Genomic DNA, 19236 nt, shown 5'->3' with positions numbered 1-19236 from the left:
ACAGTGTTCCTCAGCTAGAGTATCGCCCTAAATCGGTGACAGTACGTGACGGCGTGCAAACCGACCTCGTCATTGGAGCGTCTCACTCTCCCGGCTACCGGACAATTTTTCGGAGAAAGGGGCAATCCGATACAGCACTGTATTTCGCTCGTACTGTCGCCATCCAGTAAATCCGCCGGTAAGCGTCGTGGCTGTGTAGCCCGCGTCTTCGAGGTACTCGGTCGCTTTCCGAGCGACGATACCCGCCTTACATACTGTGACGACTTCCGTGTCGTCTGGAATCCTGTCCAGATGCGAGTCGAGCGCTTCGAGACGGCCTTGTTGCAGGTCTCGGTAGACCGGTGCGTTGGTGCTTCCCGAAATGTGGTTCTCCCGGTACTCCTGTTCTGGGCGAATATCGAGAACGAAAACGTCGTCGTCGGATCGACGGTCGTCCAGCTGCGAGGGCCCAATACTACTCATCGGTGATACCCACGACGAGGAACGTCTCCGGTCGGGTCGCCTGGAAGTCGATTTCGAAGCCGGCATCGCGAAGTGCTGACGTCACTTCACCGGCAGCAAAGCGTTCTTCCAACGGCGGGCCATCTTCGCCGGCGCCGTCCGCTGACCAATCGCCGATAACGAGGCGACCGCCAGGAGCGAGAACGCGTGCGAGTTCGGAACGTGCCTGTGCACTTGCAAACTCGTGATACGTCATCGTCGAGACTGCGGTATCTAGTTCGTCGGATTCGAACGGGAGACTATCTACACCAGACGTCACGAGCTCGGTGTTCTCCGGAACACCCTTGTCGCGGTAGTACTCGTGCATCGCCTCTTGGATATCAATTGCATAGACCTGACCAACGTGCGGCGCGATTGTATCTGTGTAGAAGCCGGTTCCGCTACCCAGATCAGCGACTGTCTCGGATCCATTCGGATCAAGGGCCCAGAGAAGCTCCTCTCGAGAGAGATACCGATACCGTGTCGCCGCGTCCTCGAGTTTCGTCGCTTTGGCAGCATCGAATGTGTGATGACCCATACCTAGGCAGTTGTGGGCGAATTATGAAATAGTTGGCGACCCAGACATCAGTTACAGCCGGTCTGTTTCAAGCCACTAATTATATTTTGGGGCGATATACCGGCATTGTCGTAGGAATAGGCGAACCCTCCAATAACCCGCTCCCAACACATTTATATCCGCCCGACTGTGTAGTATTGGCTGTAATGAGCAATACTGATATCGAGGCGTCCGAAGTCGCACGCCGCATCGCCGAGGACGACGCCGAGGACCTATTCGTCCTCGACGTCCGCAACGAGGACGACTACGAGGAGTGGCAGATCCCGGGAAGCACGAACGTTCCCATCTACGACGAACTCCTCCAGTACGACTATTCGGGACTGGAAGACAATCTCGACGACCTCCCCGAAGATGAAGAAATCGCTGTCGTCTGTGTCGGGGGCGTCACGTCCGCCCGCGCTGCCGACTTCCTCCGCGAACACGGGTTCGACGCCAAATCCATCCCCAACGGCATGAACGCCTGGGGACGCGTCCACCGCGAATACGACGTGGATAGCGCCGACGGCATCACCCAGATCGTTCGCCCCGGGACGGGCTGTGTGTCCTACCTCGCACACGACGGCGACAAAGCCGTCGTCGTCGACCCGACCCAGTACATCGACCGGTACCTGAACGTCGCGGACGACAACGACCTCGACATCATCGGGGTCGCTGACACGCACGCGCACGCCGACCACGTCTCCGGCGCCCGCCGCCTCGCCGGCGAACTCGACGTCCCCTACTACCTCCACTCCGAGGATGCGGGCGAACTCGACGACGTCACCGAAATCGAGGATGGAGACACCATTGCCGTCGGCGACCGAGCCCTCGATGTGCTGCACACGCCCGGCCACACGCCCGGCAGTGTCTCGTTCCGGTTCGACGACGCGCTCCTCTCCGGGGACACGCTGTTCCTGCGGAGCGTCGGTCGACCCGACCTCGAGGATGGCTCCGAGGAGGCCGTTCGCGAGGCGTCCAGCCGGCTATTCGACAGCCTCACCACGCTAACCGATCTCTCAGACGAGACGGTCGTCCTCCCCGGTCACTTCAGTGATGAGGAGGTTCGGCCGCTTGCGACGGCGCTCGGCGACCTGCAGGCGGAGACGACGAACGAACTGCTGAGCTACGTCGAGGACGGCGACGAGGAGACGTTCGTCGAGACCATCGTCGAGAGTCTCGCCGAGGAGCCCGCGAACTACAACGAGATCAAGCAGATCAACTGGGGCAAAGAACAGCCCAGTGGCGACGTCGAGACGCTCGAACTCGGCCCCAATAACTGCGCCGCGAACTAAGCAGACGAGAACCTGGAACCTACCGTCTCAACTCCTCGGCCGGGTTAGTCGGCGGCCTGTTCTTCCTGCGGGGTTGTTTCGACCTGTAGCGGGTTCGATGTCGTCGTCGCGGTGACTAACCGGAGGAACTGACCCGCGTTCGTGAGCAGTTTGTTCTCCGCCTTTCGAAGGTGTTCCTCGTACGTCGACCGAGCGACGGACGTCTGCTCGGCGAGGTCACGCAGCGACGTCTTCCGTGGCTGTTCGTAGTAGCCCGTTTCGAGCGCTAACTGGAGTGCTGCCACCTGCCGGTCTGTGAGGTTTTCGAAGAGCTGGTCGACCGGGGCCAACATACTGTGCGGAACCTGCTTCTCTGAAATCGGGGTTTTCGAGAGGAGTTCGATCTCCCTATCAGAGCGCAAGTCACCGAGCAGCGCCCGGATGTCTTCTCCATCAAACGCAATCACCGTGTAGTGCTCCCAGCCCTGTCGGTAGATCGTCGGGGACTGATACAGGCAATTATGTTCCTCGAATCGGTCGATGATAGATTCCTCGAGCGAGCAGAGACAGGACTGCGTAACGACGTGATACCCGTCCTCGTCCGCTGACTCGTGCAGCACGGTGCCGAGCTGATCGATCTCCTCGAGTAACTCGTCGGTGGGCGTCGCCTCGGATGTGATTTCGAGAACTTGGCAGTCGCTCAGCGGCCACTCGCGTATCGTTAAGTCCGGATAGCGTTCCGATATCGACCGGTACGGGCACTCGTGTTTGACCCGGATCGACGCCTCGTACAGACTCATACGAACACATTTGGCCTCGTCAAAATTAACAGTGCCGGTCATGTCCGGCAGTAGCCTGTTGCCGGTCTCCCTACTACACGGAAACACAGATGGAGAAACTACCGCCGAACGAATTTAGCGAGCTGGTACACGACGGCGACGACGATCTGCTCGTCGTCGATATCCGCCACGAAGCAGATTTCGAGGACTGGCATATCCCGGGGAGTGTCAACGTCGACGTCTACGACGAACTCACTGACGACCCCGAACAGGCCAAAGACGCCCTCTCCGACCTCCCCCGTGAGAAGCGAATTGTCACGGTCTGTGCCGCAGGTGTCGTCTCCCAGACTGCAACAGAGGTCCTCAACGAACTGGGCTACGACGCAGTAACGCTTACCGACGGGATGAATGGCTGGAGCCGCATCCATCGGCACGCAGAAGTACCAGCCGACCTCGATAGCACGCTCGTTCAGGTCGCGCGTCCGGGAAAGGGCTGTCTTTCACACGTTCTCGTCTCGGACGGGGAGGCCGCCGTCTTCGACCCGTCGCACTATCTCGACGAGTACGAACTGATCCTCGACGAGTACGATGCCACCCTCGTCAGCGTCTTCGACACGCACGCCCACGCCGACCACGTCTCCGGAGCCGCAGAGCTCGCCGACCGACACGATACATCCTACTACCTTCACCCGAAAGACGCGCTCGCGCTCGACGCGACACCCCTCGAAGACGGCCAGGCCGTACCGGTCGGACAGACCGACGTCGAGGTCATTCACACGCCGGGCCACAGCGAGGGAAGCGTCTCGTTCGACATCGAGGGTGCAGCGTTGCTCACGGGCGATACACTCTTCCACGAGAGTGTGGGACGCGTCGAACTTGGCGTCGAAGCAGGCATCGAGGATTCCGATGTCGAACGGAACGCGGCAACACTCTACGAGAGTCTCCAGCGATTGCTCGATCGACCGGACGACGCGCTCGTCCTGCCGGCCCACGACCCTGGGTCCCCTGAACCGCCAGTCGCTGCGACCCTTGCTGAAGTCAAAGACCAAAACGACGATCTGGGCCGCGACCGGGAGGAATTCGTCGAGGAACTCGCAGCGGACATTCCGGACCATCCGCCGAACTTCGAACGTGTCAAGCGGACGAACGTGGGACAAGAGTCGGTTCCAGCCGACGAGCTGGCCGAGCTGGAACTGGGCCCCAACAACTGCGCCGCCGAGTAATCCATGAGTACGGAAACTGACCTCAAACAGGGTATCCGTGAGCACCTCGGGCAGTTCTCACTCCACGTCCTCCTGGTGTTCGCCACCGGGTTGACCATCGGGTCCGAACGCGCAGTCGTCCCGGTACTGGGCCGTGACGTCCTCGGCGTCGAGTCCCTGCTCGTCATCGGCTCGTTCGTCGTCTCATTCGGCTTTGTCAAGGGCCTCTTGAACCTCTACGCCGGCAAATGGGGCGGCGAGTACGGCCGCAAGCCCGTACTCGTCCTCGGCTGGGCGACCGCACTCCCGCTGCCCATCATCCTCATCTACGCCCCGAGCTGGGCGTGGATCACTGTCGGGAACGTCTTACTGGGGATCAACCAAGCGTTGACCTGGAGTATGGCAATTAACGCCAAAATCGACATCGCGGGCCCCGACCAGCGCGGCCTCGCAGTCGGTATCGACGAAGCGTTCGGGTACACCGGCGTCGCCGTCGGCGCCTGGGTGACGGGTGTCATCGCCGCCCAGACGAGCCTTCGACCGGAGCCGTTCTACTTCCTCGCTGCTGTCGTCGTGCTGGCGTTCCTCATCTCGATCTTCCTGATCAAGGAGACGGTCCACCTCGCGGAGTTGGAGGTTGAGGACGACGACCATCACGACGCGAACCTGCCGTTCGTCGAGGTGCTGAAGCGCGCGACCTACGGCGACAAGACGCTGTTCGCCGCTGCCCAGGCGGGACACATCGAGAAGTTCGTCGACACGCTGTTCTGGCTCGCCGTCCCGCTGTATCTCACCAGTCAGGGACTCGGCATCGCGGCGGTCGGATTCGTCGTCGCCGTCCACAGCGCGATGTACTTCCTCCAGATCGCGACCGGCGGCCTCGCCGACCGGATCGGACGCCGACCACCGGTTCTCGCCGGGATGTTCCTCGCCGGCGCGGGCGTCCTCGGAATGGTCCTCGTCGACGGCTACCTCCCATGGGTTGTACTCTCCGGGGTGTCGGGGCTCGGGATGGCGTTGCTCTACCCGAACCTGATGACAGTGCCTGGAGACGCCGCGCACCCGACGTGGCGTGCGACCGGCATGGGCGTCTACCGGATGTGGCGGGACACCGGCTACGGTGTCGGCGCCATCCTCATCGGCCTCTCGATGGAGTTGCTGAGCATCGAGGCCGCGTTCTACGTAATTGCCCTGTTGATGTTCGTCTCAGGAGCGATCGTGTACGTCTGGATGCAGGAAACCCATCCCGACTTCGGGACGCACGAACCGCCCGCTCCGGAGTAACCAGGTACAGGTCTCTCACTAACTTCCCGAGGCAGAACGTCGAACCCGTGCGCCAGGACAGTATTGTGCTATTCGTGCAAAACAACTAAATCGTCGCGCATCGAAGAACCATAGCATGGAGGAGAGTTTAGAGGAGATTTGACAGCGGAAATTGGAGGAGCTTCGTGACAGATCCGGGTCAGCGCAGACGACCGAGGCTACCACGCAGACTCCAATGACGCCGATCCAGATCAACGGACAGACCGCGCTGACTGAAACTGTCGACGAGCACGACGTCGTGCTCGTGGACTTCTACGCGGACTGGTGTGGGCCGTGCCAGATGCTCGAACCAGTCGTCGAGACTATCGCCGCCGAGACCGACGCGACGGTCGCAAAGGTCGATATTGACGCGAACCAACAGCTCGCCGCCGAGTACGGCGTTCGAAGCGTCCCCACGCTCGTCCTGTTCGCGGACGAGCAGCCGGTTGAGCGGCTGATCGGAATGCAAGACGAATCACGGCTTCGCACCGTTATCGAAAACCACATTTGAGCGACCCACAATGGCCGACAACCACTCGTCATCAGACCAGCAGACCGCCAGTAATCAGTCGATCTCCGACGTTGCGCGAAGACTTGAATCGCCGTTGACCGACACCGTCGGTGAGTCACTGGTCGGCATCGCCGCCTACGAGAACGGCGAGTACAGCGTCCCGTACCGGGACAGCGATGCGTCCGCCCAGTACACGACGGCGGATATCACCGCGATCCTGGAGAACGTTCAGCTGGAGGGCATCGGTATTCCAGCGTACGAAGATCACCACGGACAGTCGTTACGCGCGACTGCTCGCGTCTACGAGGATGTAGTTACAGTCGTGGTGCCGGTCACGGACACTACGGGCCTCGTCGTCGCCCTTCGAAACGATGCGGAGCACGACCCGTACGAAGTCATCCAAACGGTCGAAGCCGCGGTTTCAGAGCGATGAATGAGGGGAGTCTCGCCGAGTACGTGCACACCCACCGCGAGGAACTGGTCGCGCTCGGTCTGGATCTCCTCGCAATCGATACGTCCAACCCACCCGGCGATACGCGCGAAATCGTTGCCGAGATCGAGGAGTTCCTCGACCCGCTTCCCGTCGACGTCGAGCGGTTCGCGGTCGATCCGGCGAAGCCGAACCTGCTCGTTCGGGTTCCCGGTGAGTCGGATCGCACGCTGCTATACAACGGCCACCTCGATACCGTTCCGTTCGACGACGAGGCGTGGGCGCACGACCCCCTGGGAGAACGTGTGGATGACCGCGTCTACGGCCGGGGCGCAACCGATATGAAGGGCGCTGTGGCGTCGATGCTGTTCACGATTCAAGCCTTCGCAGCTACCGACACTGAGCCACCTGTCGACCTCCTGTTTGCGTTCGTGGGCGACGAGGAAGTAGGCGGAGACGCGGGCCTGCCCGCGCTGCTGAAGAATGGAGATCTCAACGCGGATGCCTGTGTTATCGGGGAGCCGACCTGCGAGGAGGGGCGGCACTCCGTCACGGTCGCGGACCGGGGCAGCATCTGGCTGACGCTCGAAGCCAGCGGTGAGGGCGCCCATGGCTCCCGGCCAGTACTCGGCGTCAACGCAATTGACCGACTCTACAATGCCGTGGAGACCGTGCGCGAACGGTTCGGCACCCAGCGACTCGATATTGACCCTGACATGGAGCCGATCGTCGAAGAGTCCATCGAATACTACAGCCCGTCGATGGGCGAAGACGTCGCTCGAGATCTGTTTCAGTATCCCTCGATCAATCTCGGCATCCTCGAGGGGGGCGACGCGATAAACAGCGTTCCACAGTCCGCTCACGCCAAGATCGACGTGCGGTTGACAGCGGGTGTCCACACGCCCGACGTGCTCGCGGGGATTCGGGAGTGTGTCGCCGACTGCGAGGGTATCACAATAGCCGACGTCTCGTGGAGCGTCGGGACCGCCGAGGCTCCTGGCAGTCCGCTCGTCGAAGCTGTCGCGTCGACGGCGGCGGACGTCACGGGCGAGCGTGTCTTCCGGCGGAGTGCCACGGGCGGCGGGGACGCCAAGACCCTCCGAAACGCGGGGGTGTCGACTGTCGAGTTCGCGCTCGGAACCGACACCGTCCATGCGCCCGACGAGTACGTCCCTGTCGACGTGCTCGTCGATAACGCGGTCGTCTACGCACAGCTTCCAGAAGTGTGGCAGTTCCAGATAGATCAGTAGCCGCCCATAGATACATTGTACTGACTACTTCGATGGGGAGACTCCAACTGGTGTTCTTCAAAACCGAGTGGACTTCTTCTAATTGCAATCCCTTGTAGCGTGCTGCCCACTATCCGCACTGGACGCATTTTTGCAGACCCTGCAAATCGCCATTCCAGCCATATATATCGAGGGCGCAATTCGGGTATGGATATTCCGTCTCCGATCACACGACGGCGTGCGGTTCTTGGTGGTATCGGAACGGTCCTCGCTGGTGGTAGCATCGTCTACGGAGCTTCGAGACTAGACGCAAGCCAGGATTCGAAAGTTCCGACTGCGGCCCCGTTCCACACCAGTTCCAACACGACCGGGTTTGAAATTGACCTGCAGGGCCATCCGATAATGGGGCCATTAGACGCCCCTATCGATATGTACTACTGGAGTGACTACCAGTGCCCCTTCTGCCGTCGCTTCGAGCAGAATACGCTTCCGAAGATAATCCGGAACCACGTCCAATCGGGCACCGTTCGGGTTGTCTTCATCGAGTTTCCCTACATGGGCAAAACGTCGATGACCGCGGCAGTGATGGATCGCTGTGTCTGGCGGCAGGTGAGAGAGGACACCCCTCAGGCATACTGGCGGTGGCATTCGACTATGTTCGACAAGCAGGGCTCAAAGAACTCGGGATGGGCGTCGAAAGCGAATCTCCTGGAGATCACTCGAGGCGTCGACGGTGTCGATGCAAGTGCTGTCGATTCGTGTATGCAGACCCATCGAAGCGAGATTGAGGCGTCGATTAACAAGGATATGAGCCGGGCGGCACAGTTCGGGATCCGTGGGACGCCTGCGTTCATTCTCTACAATCGCGATGTAGATGCCGCTGGCAAACTCGTCGGGGCACAGCCATACGACCGATTCGACGAAGCAATCACACGGGTGCAGAACGCATGATCGCCCTGCGTCTCGAACACCACACCGAACAGCTTCTGGCAGCACTGGCCTATCCGCTGACGTCTACGATACGGGGACTCCTGTTCGTCGGGGTCTCCGTCGCAACCTACGTCCTTCTAATTTTGAGTTCATTCCCGGAGTACTCGATGCAGATGCTCGGTGCCAACCTCAGGTATCTCGATACTGCACTCGTGGCGCTCACTGCGAACACGTACGCGACAATTGGAGCCATCGGCCTCGGGCTGATTGTTGGGTATGCAATCTTAACTGGCGTCGCGGTCACGAACGTAGCTGGTCGAGTAGCTCAGGTCGGACTCTCAGGATCCAGAGGGTTGTCGAGTGCGATTCCCGGTCTGCTCGCATCCGGCTGTGCGAGCTGTGGCGCGGGTGTTCTCGGCCTCATGGGGTTCGCTGGTGCATTAGCAGCGATGCCGTTTCACGGGAACCTGCTCCGTGTTGGTGGCCTCACGCTTCTGATTGGGTACCTCGCTCGTGCTGGCGACCCACGCTACTGTACGATCGACTCAGCTACGGAGGGGGAGTGACCGATGGCACTGTTTGCTTCATCATCACTACTAGTGGCGGCGTACGCTGCGGGTGTCTTGATGTTCTTTGCTCCGTGTAGTGTTGGGCTCCTCCCTGCGTACCTCTCGTACTTTTATACACAAGGCGAAGATGCAGTGCGAGCAGACCAATCGGACGCGTCTGGTCCTGTCCGGATAGCATTCCTGGTTAATGGCATTCTTGTGTTTCTCGTCGGGGCGATTCCGCTCTTCTACATGTCGGTTGCCGGTATTCGGGTTTTGCTCCCCGGCTATGAGTTGATCGTTCCACTCGCGAAACTCGGAACAGGGAGTTACTATCCCCCAGTCGCCGTTGTCGTCGTCGGCACACTCCTCATGCTCTTGGGGCTCGGCCGACGCGCAGTGATTGATGGGCTTCGCGTCGGCGGGTTCGTGACGGCCGGCGTAGTCACCGTCTATCTGCTTATTGGCGGTGTCGTGCTTCTCCTCGGCCAGTGGATCGAACCGTATCTCGTGTCGATGGAACTCCTCGTTGGGCCGCTCTTGATCGGTATCGGTATCATGTACTACTACAACCTTTCTCCGCTGCAGTCGATCCGCCTCCCTGAGCGAGATTCAGCAACGATTCCAGCCTTCTTTGTGTTCGGTATCGTGTACGGAGTTGGCAGCCTAGCGTGTAATCTGCCGGTCTTTCTGGGGATGATTCTCACGTCATTCACGACGGAAGGGCTCGTGCAGGGACTTGCCGTGTTTGGCTCATTCGGAGCGGGTATGGGGACACTCGTTCTCGGTGTCAGTGTGGTCGCACGCGTTACGGGGAGTTCACTCTCGCTTGGCAAATACGGACAGTCCGCTCGCTACGCTGGCAGTCTGGCCTTCGTCGTGATCGGCGTCTACGTGACGTGGTACTCGCTCCGGTCGTTCGGGTATCTCCCTAGCGGAGCGATGTTCGGATAGACCGGACAGTAGTGACTCATCCTCGTCTAGAGGACTCACGTTTCGCAGGATTTGGAGTCTGACCGAAATCGGTATACAAAGCCGAGAACCCCAACTGTTAGTGCCGCCACTAGTATTCGGATGAGTCCGCCTCCGAGGGCCGCCGTTGCACCACCAGCAGCGGTAGCTCCGGCAGCGCCTGTCGCGGCCGGAGCGGCAAAGAGACAACAGAGACTCAGTGCGCCACCGAGTCCGAGCAGTGACCAGCGGCGCCGTGAACCCGTCTCGTCGGTTGTTTCTGTTTGAGTGTCTGGCATTTGACTGGTCTACTGATGTGTGGCCGTCTGCTTCGGTTCTACCTCACAGGACTCACACGGACGTTGTGAGCGAACGTACAGAAGCCCGGCGAAGAGCGCAACACTCACGACTCCCAGAAGCGGCCGGAGCGGGTCGAGGTACGTCATTAGCGCGGAACTGCTAAACAGGGCAAGCAAAAACGCGTTGCAGATCGGGCATCCAAACGCTAGAAATCCGAGAACAGCACCCGCAGTTGCAGTCTTTTCGTCGCCACGCTGCTCCGTTGTTCGCTGTAACACGTAGAAGCCCAGGAATCCAGCAGTGAGAGCAAGAAAGAGATAATCCAACAGCGTTCGGGGAACCATCCGAACGTAGACCGGATTGGGAATCAATCCAGTGACGACCCCGAACAGCACAAACGACCCGACGCTGATGACTGCCGCTTTGAGATGCCGTCTCTGAAACCGTCTCATCAGTACTATCGCTCGGGTTGCTGGGCTGTAAAGGACGCTGTCTGTTTGCACTATTCGCAAAAAGCCTTGTACGACAATACGACTCTCTGAACGGGGAAATCTCAGCCTACGAACCAGAATCGGGGAAACCACCGAATCTTTACGCCCTCCTCACAATGCAGAGATATGGAGAGTCGTGAGGGCAATCCGTCCGCGTCCCTCCTCGAAGTCTTTGCGGACGACTACTCACGCACGATTCTACTTGCAGCTGAGGAGGAGCCACGAACGGCAAAGGATCTTAGCGAGGTCTGTGACGCGTCGCTGGCGACCATTTACCGTCGCATCTCCACATTACGGGGCCATGATCTTATTGCCGTCCATTCGACGATCGGCTCCGGTGGAGAGCACAAACAGCTGTTCGAGACGACGGTCGAGGCGTTCCACGTTTCAATCGCCGACGGTGAGTTCGAACTCTCCGTCGAAACACGTGATGAACTCGCCGATAATTTCGCTTCGCTTTGGGAGAACTTCCGGGAGAGCACATGATCAGCCCGTCAATCGTCGTCGTCAAGCTGATTACGCTGTTTCTCAGCCTTCTGGTCGCGTACCTCGCATTCTACGCATACAAGCGGAGTGAGAGCCATCCGATGCTCTACGTTTCTGTCGGCTTCGTATTCATAGGAGTCGGAGCTATCTGTGAAGGCCTCGTCTACAGTGTGTTGGGAACGTCGTTGTTCTCAGCGGCCCTCATACAGGCAGTACTCGTCTCATTTGGGATGGTGCTGATATTACGTTCGGTGATGTCTAATTCGAATAACGAGGCTATCTAACCCGACAATTGTGTGCTCGTGGCATCCACGGATGGCCCTCGCATCGCTTTACTCTCATTCAATAGCTCTGAGACGAAAGACATACCCGGACTATATTGTATAGTAAGCCCAAGACTATTAACGATCTAGTGCATAGAGTCTGTTAATGGCAACACAAACAGCGAAGACGGACAGCGTGGGTTCACTCGACGATGGCAACCTTGAGACTGCCGTCGAGGACAGCGGCGTCACTCTCGTGGAGTTCTACACGGAGTGGTGTGGGACCTGCAAGCGGATGAAGCCGGTTCTCGAAACACTCGCGGAAGACACTGACGCGGCGATCCTGACGATCGACATCGAATCAAATCTCGAAACAGCAATCGAGTTCGGTGCCCAGAGCACGCCCACGTTCGTCCTGTTCGCCGACGGGCAACCGGTGAAACAGCTTCGTGGCGGCCAGAACGAACAGACCCTCCGCGACCTGATTGCCCAGTACAACGACTAATTCACCGACAACGAGATGAACCCCAGAGAACTTCGCGCCGACACGCCCGCCCTGCACGAGGACGTCTACCTGAACTTCGGCGCTCACGGGCCGAGCCCGCGGTACGTCGTCGAAGCTGCTGACGAGTTCGTGCGGTCACACGAGTACGAGACGAATACTCGAAACGACCCCTACGAGGTGGCATTCGACGAATACGACCGCGTACGGGAGCGCGTCGCCACCTTCGTCGGTGCGGACGACGACGAAATCGCACTCACGGAGAGCACGACCGCGGGCATCAACGCTATCGCGAACGCCATCGACTGGGAGCCCGGCGACACCGTCGTTCGAACCGATCTCGAGCACCCAGCCGGAACGCTTCCGTGGCAACGCTTGGAACAGCAGGGCGTCGACGTTCGAGTAGTCGAGACCAAAAACGGTCGCGTCGACCTCGATGCCTTCGCCGAGGCCGTTGAGGATGCACGACTTGCGTGCTTCAGTGCGGTGACGTGGACACATGGCACCCAGTTGCCCGTCAGCGACCTCGTCGACATCGCCCACGAGGCGGGTGCGTTCGCGCTCGTCGACGCTGTTCAGGTGCCGGGGCAGCTCCCGATGGACGTCGACGAATGGGGTGCTGACGCGGTCGCAGCAGCCGGCCACAAGTGGCTCTTGGGACTCTGGGGCGGTGGCTTCCTCTACGTCGGCGGCGACGTCGCTGAATCGCTCACGCCCAACACGGTCGGCTACCGGAGCGTCGAGACACCGACGGCGGACCCCTACGAGTTTGCGGTCGGTGCCCGACGGTTCGAGGTCGGCTCGTCGAACCCCGCTCCCCACGTCGCCCTAGCCGAGGCGATCGATGCGATCGACGAGATCGGAATTGATCGCATCGCGGAGCGAATCCAGACCCTGGCCGGACGGCTCGTGGACGGCATCCCGGACGGTCAGCTCTACAGTCCCAATCCGCCCGAGTCGGGCCTCGTCACGATCGACGTCGACGATCCCGAATCGACGGTCGAACGACTGGCGACAGAGGGATTCGTCGTGCGCTCGCTCCCGAGCCCGAACGCGATCCGGGTATCCGTCCATGCAGTCAACACTCGGGAGGAGGTCGACGGATTGCTCGACGCGCTCGAATCGGAGTGGAACTGACGTCGAAGTGCGATGGGTTGTCCGCCCCACACGTTCACTATCTCTACAATTGTAGGGGCGAGTGTGAGCCCCGGCAGGACGGGTTCTAGCGCTTACGTGGGTGTTACGCCGGTTTCTATGCCTTGCTTGCTTCATGGCCCCAGACTGCTCTTTGAATTGTGTGGGGTATTGTGGAAATAGAGCAAGACTTAATGGTCGGCAGTCCGTAGGGACAGGTGATGGCAACCGATACTGCAACCGACGCAGGCAGCGCTCCTGCGAACGAACCGATTCACGTCGATAGCGCCGACGACCTCGATGCCGTGGTCAGCGAACACGATGTCGTCCTGACGGACTTCTACGCCGACTGGTGTGGCCCCTGCCAGATGCTCGAGCCGACCGTCGAGACTATCGCCGCCGAGACCGCCGCGACGGTCGCGAAGGTCGACGTCGACGCGAACCAGCAACTCGCAGGCGCCTACGGCGTGCGCGGCGTTCCCACGCTCGTCCTCTTCGCGGACGGCGAGCAAGTCGAGGAAGTCGTCGGCCTCCAGGGCGAAGACCAGCTCCGAACGCTCGTCGACTCCTACACGAACTAGATGAGCACGGACGTACACGACCTCGTCATCGCCGGGTCGGGAATCGCCGGCCTCTCGGCAGCCGTCTACGCTGCGCGGGCCGACCTCGAACCCCTCGTCTTGGAGGGCGACGAGCCGGGCGGCCAGCTCACGCTGACGACCGACGTCGAGAACTATCTCGGCTTTCCCGACGGCGTCGGCGGGATGGAGCTCGTCCAGCGCGGCAAAGAGCAGGCCGAGCAGTTCGGTGCGCAGTTCGAACACGGCCGCATCGAGGATGCGGACCTGGACGGCCAGCCGCTGGAGCTATCGCTGTCGACCGGCGACACGCTCTACACGCGGTCGCTGATCGTCGCCACCGGCGCGAGCGCGCGCTGGGTCGGCGCTGAGAACGAGGACGAACTGATGGGGCAGGGACTGTCGACGTGTGCGACCTGTGACGGTGCGTTCCACCGCGGAGACGACGTCCTCGTCGTCGGTGGCGGCGACAGCGCCATGGAGGAGGCGTTGTTCCTCGCGAAGTTCGCCGACTCCGTGACAGTCGTCCACCGGCGTGAGGAGCTGCGGGCCTCGGAGATCATGGCCGACCGTGCTCGCGACCACGAGGACATTCAATTCCGCTGGAACACGGAGCTCGAAGCCATCCACGGCTCCCAAGCGGACGGCGTTACCGGCGCCACGCTCGTCTCCCACCCCGATGGCTACCCCACGGAGAAGGCCGAGTCCGGGGTCGACGTCGAGCGGGAGACCGTCGATGTTGGCGGCGTGTTCTACGCCGTCGGCCACACGCCGAACACGCGGTTCCTGGATGAGACTGCCGTCGAACGAGACGAAAGCGGCTACATCTTCACGCAGGCAGACGATGTCGGCCGACCGACGGCCCGGACGAGCGTCGATGGCGTGTTCGCCGCCGGCGACGTCGCCGACCCCCGGTACCGCCAGGCGATCACGTCCGCCGGCACCGGGAGTATGGCTGCCCTCGATGCCGAGGAGTTCCTCGAGACGCTACGCAGTGCAGCGGAGTTGACGACTACCGCGACCGCGTGAACTATCCCTATCTACTCGCCGCCTCCTTGAATAAATGCTTCCTGTTTCCACGCCGCATTTGCGTCTCTGTCTGCCTCGAAACCACAGGCGAGACAGGAGTGTTCACGCACCCGAGCGGTTTCCCGGTTGCGACGCCACACTGAGTGCATTCTTTGGTCGTGCCACCTGGTTGAATCTCCACGAAGTGCGTGCCTTCGCGCTTGCAATTGTATTCATCAGAAGGTTCTCATACTTCGTGAGCATGGGAGTTGAGATGGGTATGCCGATCATCGTACGCAGGACAGAGTTCAACCGTCGCGTGATCGACGCCGTGATCTGCTGTGTCACGGTTTCAGCCTCCGTCATCGTCTCAACGGATGTTTCGACATGAGCGGTGGCGATAGTGATTTGACTGCAAATCTGCCACGCATGCCAGTCCTCAACCTGGTCAACGCCATCAACGGCCTCCATGTCGGTTCGGACGCCCTCAGGTTCGAACGGTGTTTTCAGGAAGAAGATAGCCCCGCTGCCACGGAGGACTTTCCCAGCCGACCACAGGACAACGCCGGCGATAAGTGCCGCCGTGACCGGGTCAATTATCCCGATGCCGGTGACTTCATGCAATCCCCCGCTGGCATACGAAGGGCTGACCGAAGAAACCGAACTCGGCGCACTCCTCCCGTGTAACGTCATCGTCTACGAAACCGACGACGGCGAGATCATGGTGAGTGCCGTCGACCCACAACAGCTCGTCGGCATCGCCGACAACGAGGCGCTCGACTCGATCGCGAACGAGGTCCACGACCGGTTCGAACGCGTTCTCGCCAATGTCGCGGACGAACTCGAATCATCGACTGAAATCTGAGCCATGGCATCATCAAACCAACTCGACACCACAACCATCGTCCTTCTCATCCTCGGGGCGATCATCGTCCTCCCCTTGCTCACGATGGGGATGGGATTCGGCGGGATGATGGGATACGGTGGAATGATGGGTGGATACGGGACGACCAGCGGCTGGTGGCCACTCGTCGGGATGCTCGTCCAGCTGGTCTTCCTCCTCCTCCTGCTCGGTGGAGGATATCTCGTCTTCCGTCGGGTGACGGCATCGCAGTCGTCTCGGGATCCCGCGATGGAGGAGCTGCGTATGGCATACGCCCGCGGAGATCTCACCGAGGAAGAGTTCGAGGCGCGTCGGAACAAGCTCCAACGCTCGGAGTGACGGTCCAACCACCAACCTCCGGCGTTACTCACGTCCACCTCCTTGGAATCCGAAAGCTGTGAGGGTCACAGCTTTCGGATGTGAATAGAAATGCGCTAAAGGAACAAGACCATACTAGATACTATGACGGAAGTTATCCTGTTCACGCAGGAGACCTGTGGAGCGTGCGCAACGCAGCGAGAGAAAAACGAGGGCATCGAAGACGCGTATCCGGATGTCGAGTTCCGAGAGGTCGACATCCAGGCCGATCTGGAGACGGCCGAGGAGTACGGTGTCCGAAAGACGCCCACGACGCTTGTGTATGCGAACGGGGAGAGAACTGCCGAATTCATCGGCATCGCCGACCAGGACGAACTGGAGGCAGCCATCGAGAGCGCCGGCCAGCAATCGCCCGGACTCGCGAACTGACTCGCCAGCATCATCCGTGGATAACAGAAGCCAACCAGCTACAATGACAGACTACAGTAGACGCCAGTTCCTAGGAGCGCTCGGTGCCGGCACAGTCGCGAGTGCGGGATTCACCCAGCCAGTCGCCGCACAGGAGACGCCCGTCGTGAAGATGGGCAACAACTACTTCGACCCGATCGGACTCCACGTCGAACCCGGCACGACCGTCCGCTTCGAGATAGCGGCCGGAGCACACTCGGCGACCGCCTACGAGAACCGGATTCCGGCCGACGGCAGCGCATTCGACAGTGGAACCATCTCGTCGGGAGCCTTCGAGTACACGTTCGAGGCGCCCGGCACGTACGACTATTACTGTATCCCGCACAAGACGGTCGGCATGGTCGGTCGTATCGTCGTCGGTAGCCCTGGCGGTCCAGCTGAAGACAGCCCGATCCCGGACGGCGAGGTCCCCGACAGCGAGACGATAGTCCAGAACGGCGCCGTCGCCGTCGGCTCAGATGTCGAGGGCAGCGGAAGTACCGATGGCGGCATGATGGGTCCCGGCGGCGGCATGATGGGCGGATCGAGGGGCGGTCGCGGCGGCGTCCCCTTCATCGGCGGGGCACTCGGAATGCTGGGACTGATTGGTGGACTCCTCTACTGGGCACTGGGTAGAAGTGATGAATCTCCCGAGAGTCAGGATTCCGCGATGGATACCCTCCAGCGTCGGTACGCACAGGGCGAAATCGACGAGGAAGAATTCGAACGCCGGCACGACCAGCTCACGTCGGATCGATGAAGTAGGACGCTAACTAATTTGACGGTATCCGACGATGTCGGTGACTCACCAGCGGACTGATCCCTTTCCTCCGTGGTTGATTCGGTACACTAAGGCCGGCATTTACGCCTTTTCGCCGGAACAATCCTCTGTCTCGTCGCGTTATTCACGAACCCTGTCCCCGATCCCTCGTTCCCCTGGGCAACCTTGCCCGCTTCACTTCGAGCACCAGTCACGCAACCCCGTATCGGACACTGGCCAGTAACCTACACTATCGGGATCTGGCTGTGGATTTTCTGCTTTCCCGCACTCTTCCTCGCTGGATACCGGCGATACGGCGACGGAAATCGTGGGGCAGCGGTGGGGCTCGTCGGGTTGCCGACCGTCGCGATGCTGGGCTGGACCACGTACTGCCGGTTCTTCTGGCCGAAACTCCATCCACCGACCTGGAACGCCCCGGCCTACACGTTCGTTTGCTGGCTGTAATGTTCGACCTACGACGTTATTTGGAGTAACGCAGCGTTCCTGATTGTGCTTCTCGGCGCCGTCGTCACGGTTCTGATACTGCAGCGTATACGCGGAACCAAGTATGCGCTAATCGGGTTCGGCATGCTGGCCCTCCCCCTCGGCCTCCCAGCCCTCTACGAGGGAATGCGACGAGCAAGGACTGGGGGATGACTTCAGTTATTCTGCCCTAGGGCCGTGGTTCGATTTCGTCGAGTGCTTCTGTCGCCACATCACCAAGTTCGCCGGCCTCAATATGAGAGTACCGCTCACGGACCATCTCCTCCGAATTATCAAGATACCGGGCTGCGACCGTGTACCCGAATGCTCGAACGAGGACCTCACCCATCCCGCGTCGACCACCGTGCGGCGCAAGATAATCGTGTTTCGGATGGTCGATGTCAATCTCTGCGGTCTCTGAAAGCCGCTGGAGAATCGACCGTGCGCCGTCCGTCGTGATCGACGGCGGCCGAATGTCCTCATCAGGCGCCAGCAGCAGGTCGCGAGCGTACTCCTCACGCCGCTCAGTAATTGCTTCTGGGCGTTCCCCTCGGTCGGCGAGCTCGTCCGGGACGAGTCCCGCGAGCGTCCGTTGGTCGAACGTCGGAAACACCGGCCAGCGCTCTGTCGGCGGGTTCATCAGCTGGTGGTAGCTCCGTAGCGGCGAGATCACCGGGTCGGGGAGACTGGCGGCGTCCCACTGCTGTTTCTTCCGGTAGACGTCCATACTCCCCTCGTCAAGCGAGAGGTCCTCCCAGCGGACGCCACGTCGACGCGGATCGTTCGGGTCCCGGAGAAGTTCACCGACGCGGACGGCGGTGTACGCGAGGACGAACACCAAAGCCCGGTCACGAGCCGCCTTCAGCGCCGCGTAGCGCCCTCGCTGCTTGTCGAGGGGGTCAGTATCCTCCGGGAGTGTCGTGTACGCCTCGACGGCATCGCGGGCCCGTTCGTCGACGTGGCGGGTGAGGGCGTGGCGCTGTTCGGACGTCCAGGCCTGCTGGTCGCCGGGCTTGCGGCCGTCGTCCTCCGGCAGCGGCGCCATCGCACTCGCCCGCTGCGCGTAGTGCGCTTCGAGATAGCCCTCGTTGACGCACCAGCCACACCACGCCGAGACGTAGGCGTAGTAGGTCTGGATCGTGTTCTGTTTGAGCCCGAGGTCGCCGGCGAGATGGCGGGCGTACTCACGGAAGACGCGTTTGTCGAGGTCTTCGAAGGCCGGGTCGCGGTCGACGTCCTCGGGAACGATCCCGGTCCAGTCCTCGTCGCAGCGCTCGCCAGCGGCCCACTCGACGAACCGCTCGAGTTCGCGTGCAGCGTTTCGTCGATAGTTCCCGCCTCTAGGTCATCTTGTCCGAGAACGAGTTGGTAGGTCAATCTCGTAGTATGAGTCG

General features: G+C 60.7%; 23 protein-coding genes and 2 pseudogenes. 19 read left to right on the top strand and 6 right to left on the bottom strand.

All coding sequences use genetic code 11. The features are described from left to right. Positions 1–69: 69 nt before the first annotated feature. Together LT974_RS16670 and LT974_RS16665 are read right to left on the bottom strand one after the other, a co-directional pair. A complete protein-coding gene (locus tag LT974_RS16670; RefSeq protein WP_232590370.1) occupies positions 70–462 on the bottom strand; it encodes a rhodanese-like domain-containing protein in 393 nt (130 codons plus the stop codon). After that, entirely contained in the window at positions 455–1018 is a 564-nt protein-coding gene (locus tag LT974_RS16665) for a class I SAM-dependent methyltransferase (RefSeq protein WP_232590368.1), read from the bottom strand. The genes LT974_RS16670 and LT974_RS16665 overlap by 8 nt, the downstream gene beginning before the upstream one ends. A 185-nt stretch (positions 1019–1203) precedes the next feature. Here LT974_RS16665 and LT974_RS16660 point away from each other — a divergent pair, with 185 nt between their 5' ends. Next, positions 1204–2328, top strand: coding sequence for an MBL fold metallo-hydrolase (locus LT974_RS16660; RefSeq protein WP_232590366.1), 1125 nt, complete (start codon positions 1204–1206; stop codon positions 2326–2328). 44 nt (positions 2329–2372) lie between these two features. Here the strand turns inward: LT974_RS16660 and LT974_RS16655 are convergent, their stop codons facing one another. Further along, positions 2373–3107 (bottom strand): helix-turn-helix domain-containing protein, encoded by a 735-nt coding sequence (locus tag LT974_RS16655; RefSeq protein ID WP_232590364.1) that lies wholly within the window; start codon positions 3105–3107, stop codon positions 2373–2375. Between the two features lie 89 nt (positions 3108–3196). Between LT974_RS16655 and LT974_RS16650 the strand changes: the two genes are divergently transcribed. The 8 genes from LT974_RS16650 (at position 3197) to LT974_RS16615 (ending at position 10192) form a co-directional block, all read left to right on the top strand. Next, positions 3197–4309 carry an MBL fold metallo-hydrolase gene (locus tag LT974_RS16650; RefSeq protein ID WP_232590362.1) on the top strand — a complete coding sequence of 371 codons (1113 nt, stop codon included), beginning with the start codon at positions 3197–3199 and terminating at the stop codon, positions 4307–4309. Between the two features lie 3 nt (positions 4310–4312). Beyond that, positions 4313–5572 carry an MFS transporter gene (locus LT974_RS16645; protein WP_232590360.1) on the top strand — a complete coding sequence of 420 codons (1260 nt, stop codon included), beginning with the start codon at positions 4313–4315 and terminating at the stop codon, positions 5570–5572. A gap of 214 nt (positions 5573–5786) precedes the next feature. Continuing rightward, positions 5787–6101, top strand: a complete 315-nt coding sequence (trxA, locus tag LT974_RS16640) for a thioredoxin (RefSeq protein WP_232590358.1) — start codon at positions 5787–5789, stop codon at positions 6099–6101. A 10-nt stretch (positions 6102–6111) separates the two neighbouring features. After that, positions 6112–6534, top strand: coding sequence for a hypothetical protein (locus LT974_RS16635; RefSeq protein WP_058984929.1), 423 nt, complete (start codon positions 6112–6114; stop codon positions 6532–6534). Next, the gene (locus LT974_RS16630; protein ID WP_232590355.1) at positions 6531–7781 is read left to right on the top strand and encodes a M20 family metallopeptidase; all 1251 of its coding nucleotides are present in this window, start codon (positions 6531–6533) and stop codon (positions 7779–7781) included. The genes LT974_RS16635 and LT974_RS16630 overlap by 4 nt, the downstream gene beginning before the upstream one ends. 186 nt (positions 7782–7967) lie before the next feature. Then, positions 7968–8711 (top strand): DsbA family protein, encoded by a 744-nt coding sequence (locus LT974_RS16625; RefSeq protein WP_232590353.1) that lies wholly within the window; start codon positions 7968–7970, stop codon positions 8709–8711. Next, complete coding sequence (locus tag LT974_RS16620) at positions 8708–9256, top strand: hypothetical protein (protein WP_232590352.1); 549 nt, start codon at positions 8708–8710, stop codon at positions 9254–9256. The genes LT974_RS16625 and LT974_RS16620 overlap by 4 nt, the downstream gene beginning before the upstream one ends. A gap of 3 nt (positions 9257–9259) precedes the next feature. Continuing rightward, positions 9260–10192 (top strand): cytochrome c biogenesis CcdA family protein, encoded by a 933-nt coding sequence (locus LT974_RS16615; protein ID WP_232590351.1) that lies wholly within the window; start codon positions 9260–9262, stop codon positions 10190–10192. Positions 10193–10497: 305 nt separating this feature from the next. Here LT974_RS16615 and LT974_RS16610 read toward each other — a convergent pair whose 3' ends face one another. Then, positions 10498–10941 carry a hypothetical protein gene (locus tag LT974_RS16610; RefSeq protein WP_232590350.1) on the bottom strand — a complete coding sequence of 148 codons (444 nt, stop codon included), beginning with the start codon at positions 10939–10941 and terminating at the stop codon, positions 10498–10500. A gap of 165 nt (positions 10942–11106) precedes the next feature. Between LT974_RS16610 and LT974_RS16605 the strand changes: the two genes are divergently transcribed. The 6 genes from LT974_RS16605 to LT974_RS16580 all read left to right on the top strand — a co-directional run bounded on the left by LT974_RS16605 (position 11107) and on the right by LT974_RS16580 (position 14972). Then, complete coding sequence (locus LT974_RS16605) at positions 11107–11466, top strand: winged helix-turn-helix domain-containing protein (RefSeq protein WP_232590349.1); 360 nt, start codon at positions 11107–11109, stop codon at positions 11464–11466. After that, positions 11463–11750, top strand: a complete 288-nt coding sequence (locus tag LT974_RS16600) for a DUF7521 family protein (RefSeq protein ID WP_408611732.1) — start codon at positions 11463–11465, stop codon at positions 11748–11750. The genes LT974_RS16605 and LT974_RS16600 overlap by 4 nt, the downstream gene beginning before the upstream one ends. A 145-nt stretch (positions 11751–11895) precedes the next feature. Then, a complete protein-coding gene (locus tag LT974_RS16595; protein WP_232590348.1) occupies positions 11896–12234 on the top strand; it encodes a thioredoxin family protein in 339 nt (112 codons plus the stop codon). 15 nt (positions 12235–12249) lie between these two features. Then, positions 12250–13368 carry an aminotransferase class V-fold PLP-dependent enzyme gene (locus LT974_RS16590; protein WP_232590347.1) on the top strand — a complete coding sequence of 373 codons (1119 nt, stop codon included), beginning with the start codon at positions 12250–12252 and terminating at the stop codon, positions 13366–13368. Between the two features lie 218 nt (positions 13369–13586). Continuing rightward, on the top strand, positions 13587–13946 hold the full coding sequence (gene trxA / locus LT974_RS16585; RefSeq protein WP_232590346.1) for a thioredoxin: 360 nt from the start codon (positions 13587–13589) through the stop codon (positions 13944–13946). Continuing rightward, entirely contained in the window at positions 13947–14972 is a 1026-nt protein-coding gene (locus LT974_RS16580) for an NAD(P)/FAD-dependent oxidoreductase (RefSeq protein WP_232590345.1), read from the top strand. It abuts the gene before it with no gap. 47 nt (positions 14973–15019) lie between these two features. Here LT974_RS16580 and LT974_RS16575 read toward each other — a convergent pair. Continuing rightward, positions 15020–15186, bottom strand: a pseudogene (locus LT974_RS16575) (zinc ribbon domain-containing protein); the annotation flags it as partial. 234 nt (positions 15187–15420) lie between these two features. Between LT974_RS16575 and LT974_RS16570 the strand changes: the two are divergent. From LT974_RS16570 to LT974_RS16555, 4 genes are all read left to right on the top strand, one after another. Then, on the top strand, positions 15421–15816 hold the full coding sequence (locus LT974_RS16570) for a DUF302 domain-containing protein (RefSeq protein WP_232590343.1): 396 nt from the start codon (positions 15421–15423) through the stop codon (positions 15814–15816). Between the two features lie 3 nt (positions 15817–15819). Next, positions 15820–16173: an SHOCT domain-containing protein gene (locus LT974_RS16565; protein ID WP_232590341.1), complete on the top strand. Its 354-nt coding sequence runs from the start codon at positions 15820–15822 to the stop codon at positions 16171–16173. Between the two features lie 123 nt (positions 16174–16296). Then, on the top strand, positions 16297–16581 hold the full coding sequence (locus LT974_RS16560) for a thioredoxin family protein (RefSeq protein WP_232590339.1): 285 nt from the start codon (positions 16297–16299) through the stop codon (positions 16579–16581). Positions 16582–16624: 43 nt separating this feature from the next. Further along, positions 16625–17359, top strand: a complete 735-nt coding sequence (locus tag LT974_RS16555; RefSeq protein WP_232590337.1) for a plastocyanin/azurin family copper-binding protein — start codon at positions 16625–16627, stop codon at positions 17357–17359. Positions 17360–18032: 673 nt separating this feature from the next. Here the strand turns inward: LT974_RS16555 and LT974_RS16550 are convergent. Then, positions 18033–19181: pseudogene (locus LT974_RS16550) on the bottom strand (phage integrase SAM-like domain-containing protein); the annotation flags it as partial. Between the last annotated feature and the right edge of the window lie 55 nt (positions 19182–19236).

Source organism: Halobacterium noricense (genome assembly GCF_021233435.1).
Classification (GTDB): Archaea; Halobacteriota; Halobacteria; order Halobacteriales; family Halobacteriaceae; genus Halobacterium; species Halobacterium noricense.
Note: the sequence above shows the minus strand (reverse complement) of the source record. Positions and strands in the feature narration are given on the sequence as shown.